Origin of the sequence: Shewanella frigidimarina, assembly GCF_003797125.1 — a bacterium.
Taxonomy (GTDB): Bacteria; Pseudomonadota; Gammaproteobacteria; order Enterobacterales; family Shewanellaceae; genus Shewanella; species Shewanella frigidimarina.
Map to the genome: position 1 here is coordinate 22,032 of NZ_RKKE01000010.1, position 18,620 is coordinate 40,651.

The window sequence follows — 18,620 nt, forward strand, 5'->3', positions numbered from 1 at the left end:
CTAAACCTAAACCGCTGCAGCGCCTGATACAATTTCCGACAGTTCTTGCGTAATCGCAGCCTGACGGGCCTTGTTATAGACGAGTTGCAAATCATCGATCATTTCGCCAGCGTTGTCTGTTGCCGCCTTCATAGCTACCATACGGGCAGCTTGTTCAGAGGCAATATTCTCAACAACACCTTGATATACTTGTGACTCTACATAACGAGTTAACAATAGGTCCAAAACTTCTTTTGGATCTGGCTCGTAAATATAATCCCAAGGATAACTAGCTACTTCTTCATCTGACTTAGGTAAAGGTAGCAGCTGTTCGATCACCGGAGTCTGGGTCATTGTATTAACAAATTTGTTAAACACAATGTACAGACGATCCAATTTACCTTCGTTGTAAGCTTTTAACATGACACGTACAGTGCCAATCAAATCAGCAAGTTTTGGCGCATCGCCTAAACCTGATGCATGGGCGGAAACTTCACCACCAAAGCTTTTAAAAAACTGAACAGAACGGGCACCAATTGGGCAAAACTCAACGTCTGCACCCTGTTCTTTCCATTTTTTAACGTCTGACACAACCTTTTTAAAGAGGTTGACGTTCAAACCACCACAAAGGCCACGGTCGGTTGCTACAACAATGTAACCAACCCGCTTGGCATCTCTCACCTCTAAATAGGGGTGTTTATACTCGAGAGTACCTTGCGCTACGTGACCGATCACCTTACGCATATTTTCTGCATATGGACGGCTCGCTGCCATGCGTTCCTGCGCTCTGCGCATTTTGCTGGCGGCAACCATTTCCATAGCGGAAGTGATCTTCTGAGTATTTTTAACACTCGCGATCTTGGTTTTAATCTCTTTAGCGCTGGCCATCTCTACTCTCCAATCTGGGACCTGAGGTGCCTAATGACACCCCGTGTTCATTATTACCAGGTTTGGGTTTCAATGAACTTGTCCATGCCTGCCTTTAACTCACCTTCGATATCAGCGTTATAATCGCCAGTAGCATTGATGGTGTTCATTAGGTCAGTATGTTGACTGTTCATGTATGAAAGCAGAGAGGCCTCGAAGCGACCGATTTCATTTAAAGCAACACCTTTAAGGTAGCCTTTTTCAGCTGCGAAAATAGACACAGACTGGGCAGCAACGCTCATAGGAGCATATTGCTTTTGCTTCATTAATTCGGTTACACGCTCACCATGCTCAAGTTGAGCACGAGTTGCATCATCTAAATCAGATGCAAACTGTGAGAACGCAGCAAGCTCTCGATACTGTGCAAGTGCAGTACGAATACCACCAGACAGTTTCTTGATGATTTTAGTCTGCGCAGCACCACCAACACGAGAAACAGAAATACCTGGGTTAACTGCTGGACGTAGTCCTGAGTTAAACAAATCAGTTTCAAGGAAGATTTGACCATCTGTAATAGAAATTACGTTGGTCGGTACGAACGCTGATACATCACCAGCTTGGGTTTCAATAATAGGTAAAGCGGTTAACGAACCAGTTTGACCTGTTACTGCACCTTTAGTGAACTTTTCTACATAATTCACGTTTACGCGTGAAGCACGCTCTAATAAACGAGAGTGTAGATAAAAAACGTCACCTGGGTATGCTTCACGTCCTGGTGGACGCTTCAATAGTAATGAAATTTGACGATAAGCAACTGCTTGCTTAGACAAATCATCATATACGATTAAAGAATCTTCACCGCGGTCACGGAAGTATTCACCCATAGAACAACCAGAATATGGCGCTAAGTATTGCAGTGCAGCAGCTTCAGAAGCTGAAGCAACAACAACAATAGTGTTAGCTAATGCACCATGTTCTTCAAGCTTGCGTACTACGTTAGCGATGGTAGAAGCTTTCTGACCAATAGCTACATAGACACACTTAATGCCTGATTCTTTCTGGTTGATAATTGCATCGATTGCCATCGCTGTTTTACCAGTCTGACGGTCACCAATAATCAATTCACGTTGACCACGACCAATAGGGATCATAGCATCAACGGCTTTATAACCAGTTTGAATTGGTTGTGATACTGACTTACGTTCAATAACACCAGGGGCAATCACTTCAACAGGAGAGAAACCATCGTTGTCGATAGGTCCTTTTCCGTCAATAGGCTCACCTAGAGTGTTAACAACGCGGCCAAGTAGACCACGACCCACCGGTACTTCAAGAATACGACCAGTGGTTCTTACTTTATCGCCTTCTGCTAAATTAGCATAAGGCCCCATCACTACGGCGCCGACAGAATCACGTTCTAAATTCAACGCGATTGCAAAACAGCCACCAGGCAGTTCGATCATTTCACCTTGCATTACATCGGCTAGGCCGTTAATGCGAATGATGCCGTCACTTACTGCAACGATTGTACCTTCGTTGCGAGCTTCACTAACGACGTCGAACTGCTGGATCCGCTGCTTAATCAGATCGCTGATTTCAGTGGAATTCAGTTGCATGCTCAAACTCCCAATTACGACTGCAGCTTTTCAGACAAACGCGATAACTTACCGCTTACCGAGCCATCAATGACTAGGTCGCCTGATTTAATAATTACACCGCCAATAAGCGATGCGTCGATGCTGCAATTCAGCTTAACTTTGCGTGCGAGACGTTTCTCTAAAGAAACACTAATTTGCTGCTGTTGCTCAGAGCTTAGCTCAGTAGCAGAAACCACATCGGCTTCAACTTCTTTTGCCCACTCATTACGGTATTCAGCAAAAAGTAGCGATACTGTTGACAGTATCCCTAAACGACCGTTTTCAGCCATTACCTTTATCAGGTTTTGACCTTGCTCATTGACTTGCTCACCGCATACTTTTATAAACAGTGTGGCAAGCTGTGTACTCGCGAGAGTACCATTAAGCAGTGGCTTTATTGATTCGTTTTCACTTACCAATGAAGCGAAAGTTAACATTTCTGTCCAACTTTCTACTGCTTTATGCTCAACAGCAAAATCAAAAGCTGCCTTTGCGTAAGGGCGAGCGATGGTGCTTAATTCAGCCATAACTCAACTCCCTTAATCAAATTTCAGCAACAAGTTTATTAACAATGTCACTGTGGGCTTCTGGATCAATCGTACGTTCAAGAATTTTCTCTGCACCAGCGATAGCTAGTAGAGCAACTTGCTTACGCAAATCATCTTTCACGCGATTACGTTCGTTTTCAATTTCTGCTTGACCCTGAGCGATAATTTTAGCGCGCTCAGTTTGTGCTTCAACTTTAGCTTCTTCAACGATTTGAGCCTTACGCTTATTAGCTTGCTCAATAATTTCGTTGGCAGTTACTTTTGCTTCTTTAAGTTGCTCAGTAGCTTTAATTTGTGCTAACTCTAGATCTTTTGCTGCACGGCCGGCATCAGCCAGACCATCAGCAATTTTCTTCTGGCGTTCTTCGATGGCATTCATCAACGGAGGCCATACAAACTTCATGCAAAACCACACGAAGAGAATAAAGGCAACCGTCTGACCGAATAGGGTAGCGTTGAAATTCACAACAGCCTCCTAGTTAGATTAAAGACAGAAGCGTTAGTTAAAGCATTGCACCCAATGGGTTAGTAAATAGCATAAATAGCGCAATACCTACACCAATCATAGTTACGGCATCTAAAAGACCCGCTACGATGAACATTTTAACTTGTAACATAGGCGCCATTTCTGGCTGACGAGCTGCACCTTCTAAAAACTTCCCACCTAAAAGGCCGAAACCAATAGCTGTTCCTAATGCACCCATACCAATGAGTAGAGCAACAGCAATAGCCGTCATTCCTAATACAGTTTCCATATCTATCTCCAATATTCTAAATCGTTGTTATTAATGATTTAGGTCAAAAAAATTTTCGGTTACCCTTAATGATCTTCATGCGCCATGCTTAAATAAACAATGGTCAACATCATGAAAATAAATGCTTGTAAAGTAATAACTAAAATATGGAAAATTAACCAACCTAGTTGTAATCCTACACCTAGAGCAGATAACGCCACGTTAGAACCGTACATCAATGCAATAAGGATAAATATCAACTCACCAGCGTACAAGTTACCAAATAGTCGAAGAGCCAATGAAATCGGCTTCGCAACTAGAGTTACTGTTTCTAATAATAAGTTGACGGGTATCATTGCCCAATGGTTAAAAGGCTGAAATGTTAGTTCTTTAACAAAACCTGAAACACCTTTGACTTTAATGCTGTAATAAATAATCAGCACAAACACACCAAGAGCTAAGCTGAAGGTAATGTTAACGTCTGTAGTCGGAACAACTTTTAGGTATGGAACACCAGCTAATAAAGCCAATGAAGGTAACCAATCGACTGGGATCATATCCATGAAGTTCATCATGAAAATCCAGACGAAAATTGTCAGAGCTAAAGGCGCAATAACAGGATTGCGGCCGTGAAAAGTTTCTTTCACACTGCTATCAACGAACTCAACAATGATCTCGACAAAACATTGAAATTTGCCAGGAACGCCTGTGGTCGCTTTTTTGCCGGCACGGTAAAACAGCCATAAGAACAACATTCCAAGCCCAACCGAAAAGAGCAACGAATCAATGTTCCAAGTCCAAAATCCTTCACCAACGGTTAAATTGGTAAGGTGATGTTGGATATAGCTCTGCTGTGTCATTTCTTCACCAGTTGCAGACATGATTCATCCCACTTAACTTTGCTTGAAATATAAAGGTGCTATCCAATGTACAACTAACACTAATGAGTAACAGGTAAAAAGCGGCATAAATCCAACTTTTAGATTGATAAACACTAACGAAAATAATGCAATGGTTAATAGCATCTTTACCGCTTCCCCCCAGTAAAAGCTTTTAATCACTTTTGCTGCTGAGCTTGCTCCACTATGTGAGAAAGCTAGGGTTGCGAATACAAAATTAGGAAGTACAGCAATTACGCCACCTGCAAGTGCAGATAGGCCATACTGTGCTCCCCACATAACGAAAAATAGTGTTGAAATAATACTCGCGACTGCCGCTTGTACCAGCACTAATTTATAGGCTGCTAACCTGCCACGACGCGCTAAAACATTACCCAACTTCATATCTCCGCATTATTGCCTTTCGCGATCCTAATGTTAAATTTAATATATTAAACTAGCCTTAAGATTCAAAAAGCCTGCAAAGTATACCTTTTCGCGCTTTGTTTGCAACTTTGATGATAGTAAAACAACGATTTTACGCACGATTCAGCGCTAAATAATCAAAAACTAAAATTAGACCTATGTCACAAACTTACTAATGAAATTGGTTTGTTCCACATTTTAGCGAATTTTACTTAAAATTCCGTCTAATTCAGCGAGATTCTGGTAATTTATTACAATTTTGCCTTTACCTTTACTACCATGATTGATAGCAACCTTGGCACCGAGTCTTTCAATTAACTCTTGTTCTAAACGACTAACATCATGATCTTTAGCTGGTGTTTCGGCGTCTTTAGCCGGATTTAGGGCTTTATTAACTAATCGTTCAGTTTCTCGAACAGTCATTTCTTTTGAGGCTACTAATCGAGCTAAATTTGTCTGTTCATCGCCTTCTACCGCCAATAAAGCACGGGCATGGCCCATGTCGATATCACCGTTTTCTAACAAACGTTTAACAGGTTCATTAAGGCTATTTAAACGCAATAAATTAGACACACTAACACGAGATTTACCAACGGCATCAGCCACTTGTTGATGTGTTAATTCAAATTCTTCTAATAATCGCTGTAAGGCAATGGCTTCTTCCATTGCATTTAAATCTTCTCGCTGAATATTCTCAATTAGCGCGATAGCGACTGCAGCGTCATCAGCCACTTGCTTTACAATACACGGGACTTTATCAAGTTTAGCGAGTTGAGCAGCACGCCAACGACGTTCACCGGCAATAATTTCATAATTAGTTGCAGAAATTTTACGTATAACAATAGGTTGTATAACACCTTGAGCACGAATTGATTCTGCTAGCTCTTCTAGTGCTTCCGGCGACATATCTTTACGTGGTTGATACTTACCTGGTTGCAACAAATCAAGATCAAGGTGAAGTAAGTCATTTAACGATGCTGATTGCGGCTCTTCTGCTTGATCATTTTTACGACTAGCAGTATTACTGTGGCTTAACAAGGCATCCAAGCCTTTACCTAAACCGCGTTTTTTTAAGGTCATTTTTGTATCCTACGCTTGTTTGGGTTGAGTTTGCTGTTCTGCACGACGGATTATTTCACCTGCTAGGGCTAAATAGGCTTTAGCTCCAGCACTTGATTTGTCGTAATACATGGCAGGTGCACCAAAACTAGGTGCTTCAGCTAAACGAACATTTCGCGGTATGACAGTGCGATACACTTTCTCACCAAAATGCTGTTTGAGTTGGTCTGATACATCATTAGATAAACGATTACGCGGATCATACATAGTCCGCAAAATGCCTTCTATGCTTAATGTAGGGTTAACCATGGCGCCTAGCTTGGTAATGGTGTCTATTAACGCAGTTAAGCCTTCTAGGGCATAATATTCACATTGCATTGGCACAAGCACTGAATCAGCAGCAGACATGGCATTTACAGTTAACATATTGAGTGATGGAGGGCAGTCGATAAAGATAAAGTCATAATCATCTTTGATCGGTGCTAATGCATTGCGTAAACGGATCTCACGCGCATAAAATTCCATTAATTTAATTTCAGCAGCAGTGACATCACCATTACCCGCGACCAAATCATATTTACCAATGGTATTTTTAATCACTATTTCGGCAAAGGGTTTTTCTTCGACTAATAATTCATAAGCGGTGTTTTCGACTTCATATTTATCGACACCACTGCCCATGGTCGCATTACCTTGAGGATCTAAATCGATCAACAACACTTTACGCTTTGTGGCGGCAAGTGATGCGGCTAAATTAACGCAAGTAGTTGTTTTTCCAACGCCACCTTTTTGGTTGGCTACGGCAATGATTTTACCCACAATGTCATCCTGTCTTAAAGTTATTGATGTCCGGTTAGCTTAATTAGCGAAAGAAATGCGAGTTATTGCTTAGCAATTTTTAATAAATGTCGCTGTTCATCTAACATTGGTACATGCAATACAATGGTTTCTACCAACGAAAATCCTGTTGGCATCTCTTGTAATTCTTGCTGATTTAACTGGCCTTTTAATGCATAAAAAGTGCCTTTCTCGGTCGGTAAATGATGACACCAACTGAGCATATCTTGAATTGATGCAAATGCTCGGCTTAACACACCATCAAATTTAATCTCTGGGATATAAGCTTCAACTCGACTTTCTACCGAAGTAATATTATTGATTTTTAATTCAAACTGAACCTGTTTTTGAAAACGGATTCGTTTACCTAAACTATCTAGCAATACAAACTGCTTATCTGGATTCATAATCGCTAATGGGATCCCTGGTAAACCGGGGCCAGTTCCTACATCGATAAAACGTTGTCCTTCAAGATAAGGAGAAACGGTCAAACTGTCCATAACATGACGGATTAACATTTGCTCAGGATCGCGAACAGCGGTGAGATTATAAGCCTTATTCCATTTATCAAGCATTTCAACAAAACCTATTAATTGTTTTTGTTGTAATTCAGTGGCCGACATATTCATTTCAGCTAAATAGGTTTTAAGTTGGGCAGATAACACAGAAAGCCTCGTAGGTTGCATGATAAAGACGGCAGTTATTATGAAGCCGTAAAAGCACTAAGGGAAGCCTTATGGCTTCCCTTGTGGTATTGAGTTGTAAAAATAACTAGATTTATGCGATTTTTCGCAATAAACCTCGTTTTTTCAAATGTACTAGCAAAATTGAGATAGCTGCAGGGGTAATACCTGAGATCCGTGATGCTTGTCCAACAGTGTCAGGTTTATGATTATTTAGTTTTGCGATCACTTCATTTGATAAACCTGGAACTTCCTGATAATCCAGATCAAGGGGCAATAATGAATTTTCATGACGGATCGCTTTATCAATTTCATCTTGCTGACGTTGAATATAACCAGAGTACTTAACTTGAATTTGCACTTGTTCAGCAGCTTGCTGATCATCAAGTCCAGGGCCAAAACCTTCTAATGACATTAGCTTTGCATAATTCATTTCAGGACGGCGTAGCAAATCTTCAAATGATGCTTCACGTGAAATAGGGGTGTTTAATTGTGGATTAAGTACACCTAATAAAGCAGAATTTGGGTGGACCCATTGACTGCGTAAGCGCTGAAGTTCTAATTCGATCGATTCTCTTTTGGCAATAAATGATTCCCAGCGTTTATCATCAACTAAGCCTAATTCACGGCCTTTCTCAGTTAATCGTAAATCGGCATTATCTTCACGTAGTAATAAACGGTATTCCGCACGACTGGTAAACATACGGTACGGTTCTTTTGTACCTAAGGTTGATAAGTCGTCAACTAAAACGCCTAAATAAGCTTCATCACGACGTGGGCACCAGGCCGTTTTTCCTTGAACTTGCAGTGATGCATTCATTCCAGCAAGTAAACCTTGAGCTCCGGCTTCTTCGTAACCAGTAGTACCGTTAATTTGGCCGGCGAAATAGAGTCCTTCGATGGCTTTAGTTTCTAATGAGTTCTTAAGATCGCGTGGATCAAAATAATCATATTCAATAGCATAGCCAGGACGCATAATTTCGGCGTTTTCCATGCCTTTAATTGAGCGGACTAAATTTAATTGAACATCAAACGGTAAACTGGTTGAGATACCATTTGGATAAATTTCATTAGTACTTAGTCCTTCAGGTTCAATAAATATCTGATGTGACGACTTGTCTGCAAAACGATGGATTTTATCTTCGATAGACGGGCAATAACGTGGTCCGATCCCTTCTATAACGCCTGAGTACATTGGGCTACGATCTAGTCCTCCACGAATAATGTCGTGGGTTTTCTCGTTGGTATGAGTGATAAAACATGAAACCTGTCTTGGATGCTGACTAACATCACCAATAAATGACATTACTGGAAGTGGTGTGTCACCTTTTTGTTCGGTCATTTGTGTAAAATCAATGGTATTAGCATCAATACGTGGAGGTGTACCGGTTTTTAAACGGCCAACACGGATATTTAATTCACGTAAACGATTCGCTAATGCAATTGCTGGTGGATCGCCTGCACGGCCACCACTGTAATTTTGCATACCAATATGGATTTTACCGCTTAAGAATGTACCCGTTGTTAATACAATTGCAGGTGCTTCGAAAGCTAAACCCATTTGTGTTACTACACCAATAACTTTATCGTTTTCAACAACTAGGTCATCAACAGCCTGTTGGAAAATACGTAAATTAGGTTGGTTTTGTAAAATATGCTGGATTTTTTGACGATATAGCGCTCTGTCTGCTTGTGCACGTGTTGCACGAACGGCAGGGCCTTTGCTTGAATTTAATGTTCTAAATTGAATACCGGCAAAGTCAGTGGCAGTTGCCATTGCACCACCTAAGGCATCAATTTCTTTTACCAAATGGCCTTTACCAATCCCGCCAATAGCAGGATTACAAGACATTTGGCCAAGTGTGTCGATGTTATGGGTCAACAATAATGTTTTTGAGCCCATTCTTGCAGCTGCAAGTGCTGCTTCAGTTCCGGCATGACCACCACCAACAACAATTACATCAAACCGTTCATGAAAATGCATTATCTGACCTTTGATAGCTAAGAAAGTTAAATTCGAATTTAATCTGTTTTCGATTGGATCATTTTAGCACTTGCTTGTCTGAACGTGAACGATCATTTTTCACTGATTGATCAAGATGCGGTTTGCTTAATAGATCTTAAGATCTTTATATAGATCTTTTTATTATGTTTATTATTAGGATCGGAATTTTCTGTTGATAACTTTTATTTCTTTTTAAAATCAATATGTAAAGTCAAAACTAACCTGTGATCTGATCGCGATCAAACTCAAGATAACATGGGGATAGATCGGGTAGTTATCCACAAGGGTGATCATTGAGCAGATCGGACTGTGAATAGTACAGAGTTATGATCGCTAAAAATAATAGCTTATCCACAAACTTATACTAATAAATAATATATTGTGGATAAGTATGATCTAATCTGTGAGTTGATCAGGATTTATTCAGGATATGATCGGATCTATATAGGCTTAGATAAGATGCTGCCATTGCAATAACCACGCTAGAGCAGGTTCTTCAGGTATTGGATCTCGTTGCACGTCTATTTGGATCTTATCCACAATAGCGTTAGATCCATTCTGTAAAAGTAGTGAGGTTATTTTTTCAGGTCCTTGGCAGAAAGTATCGTAACTAGAGTCGCCAATTGCACATAAAGCGAACTTGATATGGTTAAGATCGGGCATTTCGATCATTAATTGCTTATGAAACGGAACTATATTGTCGGGAAGATCGCCTGCTCCATGAGTAGAACATACAAGGATCCACACTGGAAAATCTGCTAATTCATCTATATTAGGCTCAATAAAGACCTCTGTTTGATGGTTTAACTCAGCAAGTTGAGCCGCCATTTCATCGGCAACATATTCTGAACCGCCTAATGTTGTGCCTACTAATAATGCTACTTTTGCCATCTTGACTCCAAATTATCTGTATATTTCATTATTGCATACCTGTTTTGATCGCTGTGGGGCGATGCATTTGGCTATTTTACTCGTTCAATTGCGATTAATGTTGGCTTATTTGTGTTTATAAAGGGGAATAACGGTGTAAATAAGTGTGCTTTAGGCGTTTTTAAGTGCTTTTATTTAGGCTTTTTTTGTTGGTTAACATGAGTTTTTAATGTTTTTAGCATAAAAAAACGAGCCTTATAAGGCTCGTTGATATGGGGTTAATACTGCAGTATTACTTGGATAACTAACTTAATGACAAATACTTTGCATGAAAACGCAGATGGTCTTCAATAAATGTCGCGATAAAATAATAGCTGTGGTCATAACCAGGCTGCATTCTTAGCTCAAGCGGATAACCTTTGTCTTTTGCTACTTTGACTAAGTCTTGTGGCTTTAATTGCTCGTTCAAAAAATTGTCATTACTGCCTTGGTCCACCAGCGCGGGCACAAATTGTTGGCTATTGGCCATTAACTCGCAGCTATCGTATTGTTTCCATTGTTGCTGGTCATCACCTAAGTAACCGCGGAATGCTTTGATGCCCCATGGGCTGTCCATTGGATGACAAATAGGACTGAATGCAGACAAGCTTTTATATTTATTAGGATTTTTTAATCCGATAGTTAACGCGCCATGTCCACCCATTGAGTGACCGCTAATACTACGTTGTTCTGTTACCGGAAAATGAGCTTCAATCAATGCAGGCAATTCGTTTACCACGTAATCATACATTTGGTAATGCTGACTAAATGGTGGTTTAGTGGCATTTAGATAAAAGCCTGCGCCTAAACCAAAGTCATAAGCGCTGTCTGCATCATCTGCGACATTTTCACCTCGTGGGCTGGTATCGGGTGCGACAATAGCCATGCCTAATTCGGCTGCTATGCGCTGTGCACCTGCTTTTTGCATAAAGTTTTCATCAGTACATGTAAGCCCTGACAACCAGTATAAAACCGGTACTTTTTGGGTTTCGGCTTGTGGTGGTAAGTAAATAGCAAACCGCATGGTGCAATTTAGCGCACTTGATTGATGACTGTATTGTTTATGCCAACCACCAAATGCTTTGGTACTGCTGATACTTTCAATGGTCATTATGTGTCCTTATTTGTCAGACCGCAGTTAAGTTGTTTAACGCTTAACTGCGTCTGTCATGATAAATTAAGCGTTACTTGGCAAAGTGGATCACGCTGCGAATACTTTCACCTTTGTGCATTAAATCAAATGCATCATTAATACCTTCAATACCCATGGTGTGAGTTATAAAGTGGTCAAGTTTAAATTCGCCAGCTAAGTATTGCTCAACAATACCCGGTAATTCACTGCGTCCTTTAACGCCACCAAATGCACTGCCGCGCCATACGCGACCAGTGACTAACTGGAATGGACGGGTTGATATTTCTTGGCCTGCACCGGCTACACCAATAATGACTGACTCCCCCCAACCTTTATGACAACACTCTAATGCACTGCGCATAACATTGACGTTACCAATACATTCAAACGAGAAATCGACACCACCATCGGTCATTTCTACAATCACTTCTTGAATCGGCTTATCAAAGTTTTTAGGATTAATGCAATCGGTTGCACCTAATTTTTTGGCAAGTTCGAATTTAGATTCATTAAGGTCAATACCAATAATTCGGCTGGCGCCAGCCATGGTGGCACCAATAATTGCTGATAGACCGATACCGCCTAAACCAAAAATAGCGACAGTATCACCTTTTTGAACTTTAGCTGTTTTCAATACAGCGCCCATGCCGGTGGTCACACCACAACCTAATAAACATACTTCTTCTAATGGCGCATCTTTACTGACTTTGGCTAATGATATTTCCGGTAATACTGTGTACTCAGAAAATGTTGAACAACCCATGTAGTGAAAAATTGGCTCACCATCTTTAAAGAAACGCGTGGTGCCGTCTGGCATTAATCCTTTGCCTTGAGTTTCACGTACTGCGCTGCAAAGATTGGTTTTACCAGAAGTACAGAATTTACATACTCCACATTCTGCTGTGTATAACGGAATAACATGATCGCCGACTTGTACGCTAGTAACGCCTTCACCGACCATGTGAACAATACCACCACCTTCATGACCAAGAATCGCCGGGAATACCCCTTCAGGATCATCACCTGAAAGCGTGAAAGCATCGGTATGACAAACGCCAGATGCCACAATACGTACCATGACTTCACCCGCTTTTGGGTACATGACGTCGACTTCTTCTACCGATAGTGGCTGGCCAGGTCCCCAAGCAATAGCTGCTTTTGATTTAATAAATTGTGCTGACATAAATGATTTCCTTAACATTAACGACCATGGTCAACATGGTTAAGAGGTATGGCTACAGTGTAGTGTATTTAGTCATTGTATTTGTTTATCATAGAATGATAATTAGCTTATTTTGCAAATGACTTTTACGAGAATGTAATAATGATGAAGTGGGAAGGCATTTTTGAATTTGTGGCGGTGGCCGAAACGGACAGCTTTACTGTGGCTGGCAAGCGTTTGAGTATTTCTACCGCGCAAGTGAGTCGACAAATTAGTCAGCTTGAAAACCGTTTAAACACCAAATTATTTTATCGCACCACTCGTAAAGTATCGTTAACTGAAGAAGGTACGGTCTATTATCAGCATTGTCGCCAGGTATTAAACAGTCTTGATGAAGCAGAACGCGCTATTTCAAGTTTAAAAGATAAGCCACAAGGACTGATTAGAATTACTGCACCAGTGACTTACGGTGAAAAGTTTATCATGCCGATAGTGATTGATTTTATGCAGCAATATCCTGACATTGAAGTGATTTGTGAGCTGACTAATCAGCAACTTGACTTAGTGGATGGTGGTTATGATTTGGCGATTAGGTTAGGGCGGTTAACTAATTCTACTATGATGGCAAAGCGGCTTACGAGTCGAAGCCAATATGTGTGCGCAGCCCCGAGTTATATCGCTAAATACGGTACGCCTTATGCGTTATCGGAGTTAAGTCAGCATAATTGTTTAATCGGCAGTCAGTCACATTGGCATTTTGTTGAGCAAGGTAAACCTAAGACGGTAAAAGTGCATGGGTCTTTAGCTTGTAGCAGTGGTTTGAGTTTATTGAATGCAGCTATATGTGGTTTGGGGATTGTGCAGTTACCAGGATATTACGTCAATGATGCTATAGCAGAGGGGCTGTTAGTGGTATTGCTTGCTCCTTTTCAACAACCTAAAGAAGGTATTTGGGCTTTGTATCCGCATAATCGCCATTTATCACCCAAAGTCAGATTGCTGGTCGATAAGTTATCGCAAGAGTTGTAACTATATGCTGTTTTTCTCGAACCAATGTTAACGATGGAAGTTAACAAGACTCTAGCTCATAGTTCGCAAATAACGTGCAATTTGAGCTTTTGGAAGGCTGGATATTTTATTGATAATATCAATGGTAATAGCTTGTTTGGGCAGCTGTAGTTGTAATAGATCTATTTGATGTAACCATAAATGGCTGGTCATGGTGGCATCAGCCAAGGCCCGGTGAAACACGCCATCGTTAGGTAATTGGTGATGATCTACAAGCGTGCCAAGCTTATGGTTGGGGGCATCTTGGCTTATCCGCCTTGATAATAACAACGAGCAAGCAAATTGACCGCTGTAATGCAGTTTGCTATGGCTAAACTCGGCATCGAGAAACTTTTTATCAAAGCTGGCATTGTGTGCCACCAAATTAAAACCATCAATAAACTTAGCAAACTGCCCCATGACTTGTTTGGACGCTGGGGCATGTTTAAGCATATCGTTACTAATACCAGTATATTGCTCAATAAAGCTATTGACTCGCCGACCAGGATTAATCAATTCCTGAAAAGTATCGACTATTTGACCATTAACTAACTTAACCGCCCCAATTTCTATGGCTCGGTCACCGTTATCTGGTGATAGTCCTGTGGTTTCAAAATCGAGTACCACAACTTGGTTAGCGAGTTTCATCAATTTACACCTATTTATCGATACACTATTTACCAATACAGAATGAGCCAAAAATCTTGCCCAATAGATCATCGGATGTGAATTTACCGGTGATTTCAGATAAGGCCATTTGTGTCATGCGCAGTTCTTCTGCCAGTAACTCTCCAGCTAAATATACTTCAAGCTGTTCTTTGCCCAACTGTAAGTGATTTGCGGCTAAGTCGAGAGCTTCTAAATGGCGACGACGGGCAATAAATCCACCCTCTAAGTTACTTTGGTAACCCATTAATGATTTAAGGTGCTGCTTTAACTCATCAACACCTAAACCTGTTTTAGCTGATATCCGGTAAACACAACTGCCTTGTTCTTCGGTTTTATCTAAGGCTTCACCCGTTAGATCTGCTTTATTTCGTACTACCGTTACCCCTAGTTTTGCAGGTAAACGGTCGATAAAGTCGGGCCAAATTTCGTGAGGATTCACAGCATCAGTTGTGGTGCCATCGACCATAAACAAGACTCTATCGGCACTGGCTATTTCTGCCCATGCGCGTTCGATACCTATTTGTTCAACAGTATCGAGTGTGTCTCGTAACCCAGCCGTATCGATAATGTGCAGTGGCATACCGTCTAAGTGGATATGTTCACGAAGTACATCGCGAGTCGTTCCGGCTATTTCAGTCACAATGGCTGACTCTTTACCGGCTAATGCATTAAGTAAGCTTGATTTACCGGCATTAGGGCGGCCGGCAATCACAACCTTCATTCCTTCGCGGATGATTGAACCTTGCTTGGCGCTAGCTTGTACAGTGTCTAGTTTACTGATGATTTTATATAACGCGTTGGCAATTTTACCGTCGGATAGGAAGTCGACTTCCTCATCGGGGAAGTCAATCGCTGCTTCTACATATAAGCGCAGGTTGGTGACTTGGTCGACAAGCTCGTGTACTTCTTTTGAAAATTCACCCTGTAGTGATTGCAAGGCACTTTTTGCTGCTTGTTCACTGGTAGCATCAATTAAGTCAGCAATCGCTTCTGCTTGAGTTAAGTCGAGTTTATCGTTCATAAAGGCTTGTTCGCTGAACTCACCTGGTCTAGCAATGCGAATACCGTCTATTTCCATGACACGCTTAATTAGCATGTCGAGCACGATTTGACCACCATGACCTTGCAGTTCTAGGACATCTTCGCCGGTAAATGAATTTGGTCCTTTAAAAAATAGCGCAATCCCTTGATCAATCACCTGACCGTCAGCATTGTTAAAGTCACAATATTCTGCGTAACGAGTTTTAGGCACATGGCCAATAATCGCTGTTGCTACATTAGTGGCTAAATCACCAGAAATACGAATGATGCCTACGCCACCTCTTCCAGGGGCGGTGGCTTGTGCCACAATAGTGTCTGTTGTCACGGTATTACCTATAAAATTGATAAAGGAAAAGGCGGCTAATCAGCCGCCTTTTTAATCAGTTATACAACATTGAGCTTAGGCTTATTTTATGCCATTTTTCTCAAGGCCAGCATAAATAATTTTCTGCTGTGTGATTGCAACTAAGTTACCCACTAACCAGTAAAGTACTAGACCAGCTGGGAACCATAAGAAGAATACGGTAAATATAACTGGCATCCACTGCATCATTTTCACTTGCATTGGATCCATTGTTGGCGCTACCGGTTGCATTTTTTGCATCAAGAACATTGATAAGCCCATTAACAATGGCAATACATAGTATGGATCTTGAACTGATAAGTCAGTAATCCAAAGCATGAATGGCGCGTGGCGTAATTCATAGCTTTCTAGTAGTACCCAGTATAATGCGATGAAAATTGGCATCTGTAACAGAATAGGTAAGCAACCGCCCATAGGGTTTACTTTTTCTTTCTTATACAGTTCCATCATAGCTTGACCCATCTTTTGACGGTCATCACCAAAGCGTTCTTTCATCTCTGTCAATTTAGGCTGCAGATTACGCATTTTGGCCATAGAGGTATATTGCTTTTTAGTCAGCGGATATAGACCACCGCGGACGGTGAGGGTGATCAAAATAATAGCTACACCCCAATTACCCACAAATGATTGATAGAACATCAATAACCAATGGATTGGAATGGCTAACCACCATAAGAAGCCGTAATCAACAACCAAGTTTAAGGTTTCAGAAATAGCTGAAAGCTCTTTTTGGTTTTTTGGACCAACATAAAACTGCGAGCTAATTTCTTGAGTCGCGCCAGGAGCAATATCATATACCGCACCACGGAAACCAATATTAGCCATTCCACCAGCACTCATACTTGAGAAAATGGTGTTTGAATCGGTTGCTGGCGGCACCCAAGCTGACACAAAGTAATGTTGTAGCATTGCAGCCCAACCACCGAGTGTTACTTTAGCGAGATTTTTGTCAGCCATATCGTCAAAGTTATATTTCTCATAACGAGTATCTTGAGCCGAGAAAGCACCACCACGGTAGGTTGGCATCATCATGCTGCTTTCAGATTCTTTAATCGTTTGCTTAATTTGACCATACATCTGCACTTGTAACGGTGCAGCTGAAGTATTGCTGATGCTGTAATCTACGCCGACATCATATTGACCACGGGTGAACGTAAAGCTTTTTACGTAGGTGACACCGTTGTCTGCTGTATAAGTAAATGGCACGGTTAATGTGTCTTTACCATCAGCTAAAGAATATGAATTGGTTTGAACACTATAAGCTGCTCTACCATTGGCACTACTATCAATACCATCACGACCAATAAGTCCGCTTTGGGCGATATAAGTGAAATTGTTCTTTTGCTCTAAAATGACAAATGGATCACTACTGTCAATTTCGCGTTTATGTTCCACTAATGCGGCATAAACTATGTCACCACCAATCGGGCTGATTTTAATATCAAGCTGATCAGTTTTAACGCTAATAAGGTTTTTATTTGCAGGTAATTCTACTGGTACTCCAGAGATATCTGCTTCTGGAACGTCAGCACTGTGTTGTGAGGCGGCGTTAGTTTGAGTAACAGTTTGTGCTGTTGCTGGTTTTGGTGCTTTATCTGTTTGCCATTGTTGCCACATTAAAAAGCTGACAAACAGCAGACCGATTAGCAATATATTGCGTTGAGATTCCATAGCCTATTTATTACACCTGTCATTTTTAGGGGGGACGGGATCACTACCGCCGGGATGTAAAGGGTGACATTTTAATATGCGTTTCATTGCAAACCAACTACCTTTTACTGTTCCATGTGTTTTTATTGCTTCTATAGCATAATAAGAACAAGTTGGATTGAACCGACAACGCGGTCCCAATAAAGGGCTGATAAGAATTTGGTAACCACGGATAACCGTGGTTGCTAGCCATTGTAACGGCGACTGAGTTTGCGCCATAGCTTTTCTATTAATTTGTGTAGTTCTGCATTTTCCATTTCCATCACGCCATTTCTGACTAATACAACGATATCTATATCTGGGATGTCGTGTTGATGTAAACGAAAACTATCTCTTATCACACGTTTAATACGATTACGTTGGTTTGCACGTTTAACAAAACGTTTGGCCACAGTTAATCCTAAACGAGGATGTTGCTCTGAATTTGGAATTGCGAGCAGAGTTATTTCAGCAGAGGATGCTTTGATTGGATTGGAGAATACAGATTTAAATTGCGCGGGAGTTAACAAACGTAACTCCCGCGAAAAGGTATAGCTAGTCACCTAGTTATCTACTTACGCAGATAAACGAGCGCGACCTTTCGCACGACGACGTGCAAGGACCTTACGGCCGCCTACAGTAGCCATACGAGCGCGGAAGCCGTGAGAACGCTTGCGCTTCAGGTTGCTAGGTTGAAAAGTACGTTTACTCATGATGGCAATCCGTCTTTGTTAGTGAATTTACCTTATCTCCAAAATTAGAGGTAAGGGCAAAAAAGAGGCCGAATTGTAATCACTTTAAGTAGCCTCGTCAATAACGAAAGTACTTATATGACAAATTTCTGCCAATCTTTATTTGAAGCTACTATCGATTAAGCACCAGAAGATGTGGATAAGTCTGTGTACAGACACTATATCTTGTGGATCTTTCGTTGTTTCAGTAGATCAAAGAAAT

At 41.1% G+C, this 18,620-nt stretch carries 21 protein-coding genes; 1 reads left to right on the forward strand and 20 read right to left on the reverse strand.

The annotated features are described in order from the left end of the window. Nucleotides 1–6: 6 nt before the first annotated feature. The 14 genes from atpG to EGC86_RS19480 all read right to left on the reverse strand — a co-directional run bounded on the left by atpG (nucleotide 7) and on the right by EGC86_RS19480 (nucleotide 12,877). On the reverse strand, nucleotides 7–867 hold the full coding sequence (gene atpG / locus EGC86_RS19415; protein ID WP_011639451.1) for a F0F1 ATP synthase subunit gamma: 861 nt from the start codon (nucleotides 865–867) through the stop codon (nucleotides 7–9). A gap of 53 nt (nucleotides 868–920) precedes the next feature. Beyond that, nucleotides 921–2,462: a F0F1 ATP synthase subunit alpha gene (atpA, locus tag EGC86_RS19420; protein WP_011639452.1), complete on the reverse strand. Its 1,542-nt coding sequence runs from the start codon at nucleotides 2,460–2,462 to the stop codon at nucleotides 921–923. 14 nt (nucleotides 2,463–2,476) lie between these two features. Continuing rightward, complete coding sequence (gene atpH, locus EGC86_RS19425; protein WP_011639453.1) at nucleotides 2,477–3,010, reverse strand: F0F1 ATP synthase subunit delta; 534 nt, start codon at nucleotides 3,008–3,010, stop codon at nucleotides 2,477–2,479. Nucleotides 3,011–3,026: 16 nt separating this feature from the next. Beyond that, entirely contained in the window at nucleotides 3,027–3,497 is a 471-nt protein-coding gene (gene atpF / locus EGC86_RS19430) for a F0F1 ATP synthase subunit B (RefSeq protein ID WP_011639454.1), read from the reverse strand. A gap of 37 nt (nucleotides 3,498–3,534) precedes the next feature. After that, on the reverse strand, nucleotides 3,535–3,786 hold the full coding sequence (gene atpE / locus EGC86_RS19435) for a F0F1 ATP synthase subunit C (protein ID WP_011639455.1): 252 nt from the start codon (nucleotides 3,784–3,786) through the stop codon (nucleotides 3,535–3,537). Between the two features lie 65 nt (nucleotides 3,787–3,851). Then, on the reverse strand, nucleotides 3,852–4,646 hold the full coding sequence (gene atpB, locus EGC86_RS19440; protein WP_011639456.1) for a F0F1 ATP synthase subunit A: 795 nt from the start codon (nucleotides 4,644–4,646) through the stop codon (nucleotides 3,852–3,854). Nucleotides 4,647–4,658: 12 nt separating this feature from the next. Continuing rightward, nucleotides 4,659–5,042 (reverse strand): ATP synthase subunit I, encoded by a 384-nt coding sequence (locus EGC86_RS19445; RefSeq protein ID WP_086019818.1) that lies wholly within the window; start codon nucleotides 5,040–5,042, stop codon nucleotides 4,659–4,661. A gap of 225 nt (nucleotides 5,043–5,267) precedes the next feature. Then, complete coding sequence (locus EGC86_RS19450; protein ID WP_102036199.1) at nucleotides 5,268–6,149, reverse strand: ParB/RepB/Spo0J family partition protein; 882 nt, start codon at nucleotides 6,147–6,149, stop codon at nucleotides 5,268–5,270. Between the two features lie 9 nt (nucleotides 6,150–6,158). Continuing rightward, on the reverse strand, nucleotides 6,159–6,947 hold the full coding sequence (locus tag EGC86_RS19455; protein ID WP_123778717.1) for a ParA family protein: 789 nt from the start codon (nucleotides 6,945–6,947) through the stop codon (nucleotides 6,159–6,161). Between the two features lie 62 nt (nucleotides 6,948–7,009). Then, a complete protein-coding gene (gene rsmG, locus EGC86_RS19460; protein ID WP_041413262.1) occupies nucleotides 7,010–7,630 on the reverse strand; it encodes a 16S rRNA (guanine(527)-N(7))-methyltransferase RsmG in 621 nt (206 codons plus the stop codon). Nucleotides 7,631–7,742: 112 nt separating this feature from the next. After that, complete coding sequence (gene mnmG, locus EGC86_RS19465) at nucleotides 7,743–9,632, reverse strand: tRNA uridine-5-carboxymethylaminomethyl(34) synthesis enzyme MnmG (RefSeq protein WP_123778719.1); 1,890 nt, start codon at nucleotides 9,630–9,632, stop codon at nucleotides 7,743–7,745. A 471-nt stretch (nucleotides 9,633–10,103) separates the two neighbouring features. Further along, nucleotides 10,104–10,544, reverse strand: coding sequence for an FMN-binding protein MioC (mioC, locus tag EGC86_RS19470; protein ID WP_123778721.1), 441 nt, complete (start codon nucleotides 10,542–10,544; stop codon nucleotides 10,104–10,106). Nucleotides 10,545–10,827: 283 nt separating this feature from the next. Continuing rightward, on the reverse strand, nucleotides 10,828–11,673 hold the full coding sequence (gene fghA / locus EGC86_RS19475; RefSeq protein WP_123778723.1) for an S-formylglutathione hydrolase: 846 nt from the start codon (nucleotides 11,671–11,673) through the stop codon (nucleotides 10,828–10,830). Nucleotides 11,674–11,746: 73 nt separating this feature from the next. After that, nucleotides 11,747–12,877 carry an S-(hydroxymethyl)glutathione dehydrogenase/class III alcohol dehydrogenase gene (locus tag EGC86_RS19480; protein ID WP_011639464.1) on the reverse strand — a complete coding sequence of 377 codons (1,131 nt, stop codon included), beginning with the start codon at nucleotides 12,875–12,877 and terminating at the stop codon, nucleotides 11,747–11,749. 141 nt (nucleotides 12,878–13,018) lie between these two features. Here EGC86_RS19480 and EGC86_RS19485 point away from each other — a divergent pair, with 141 nt between their 5' ends. Then, nucleotides 13,019–13,885, forward strand: coding sequence for a LysR substrate-binding domain-containing protein (locus EGC86_RS19485; RefSeq protein WP_011639465.1), 867 nt, complete (start codon nucleotides 13,019–13,021; stop codon nucleotides 13,883–13,885). 51 nt (nucleotides 13,886–13,936) lie between these two features. Here EGC86_RS19485 and EGC86_RS19490 read toward each other — a convergent pair whose 3' ends face one another. The 6 genes from EGC86_RS19490 to rpmH all read right to left on the reverse strand — a co-directional run bounded on the left by EGC86_RS19490 (nucleotide 13,937) and on the right by rpmH (nucleotide 18,379). After that, the gene (locus EGC86_RS19490; protein ID WP_123778725.1) at nucleotides 13,937–14,551 is read right to left on the reverse strand and encodes a 3'-5' exonuclease; all 615 of its coding nucleotides are present in this window, start codon (nucleotides 14,549–14,551) and stop codon (nucleotides 13,937–13,939) included. A 25-nt stretch (nucleotides 14,552–14,576) separates the two neighbouring features. Further along, nucleotides 14,577–15,938, reverse strand: coding sequence for a tRNA uridine-5-carboxymethylaminomethyl(34) synthesis GTPase MnmE (mnmE, locus tag EGC86_RS19495; RefSeq protein WP_123778727.1), 1,362 nt, complete (start codon nucleotides 15,936–15,938; stop codon nucleotides 14,577–14,579). An 81-nt stretch (nucleotides 15,939–16,019) separates the two neighbouring features. Beyond that, nucleotides 16,020–17,648 (reverse strand): membrane protein insertase YidC, encoded by a 1,629-nt coding sequence (yidC, locus tag EGC86_RS19500; RefSeq protein WP_123778729.1) that lies wholly within the window; start codon nucleotides 17,646–17,648, stop codon nucleotides 16,020–16,022. 3 nt (nucleotides 17,649–17,651) lie between these two features. Beyond that, nucleotides 17,652–17,906 (reverse strand): membrane protein insertion efficiency factor YidD, encoded by a 255-nt coding sequence (gene yidD / locus EGC86_RS19505; protein ID WP_011639469.1) that lies wholly within the window; start codon nucleotides 17,904–17,906, stop codon nucleotides 17,652–17,654. Next, entirely contained in the window at nucleotides 17,873–18,229 is a 357-nt protein-coding gene (gene rnpA / locus EGC86_RS19510; RefSeq protein ID WP_011639470.1) for a ribonuclease P protein component, read from the reverse strand. The genes yidD and rnpA overlap by 34 nt, the downstream gene beginning before the upstream one ends. A gap of 12 nt (nucleotides 18,230–18,241) precedes the next feature. Continuing rightward, the gene (rpmH, locus tag EGC86_RS19515) at nucleotides 18,242–18,379 is read right to left on the reverse strand and encodes a 50S ribosomal protein L34 (protein ID WP_006083827.1); all 138 of its coding nucleotides are present in this window, start codon (nucleotides 18,377–18,379) and stop codon (nucleotides 18,242–18,244) included. Nucleotides 18,380–18,620 lie beyond the last annotated feature (241 nt).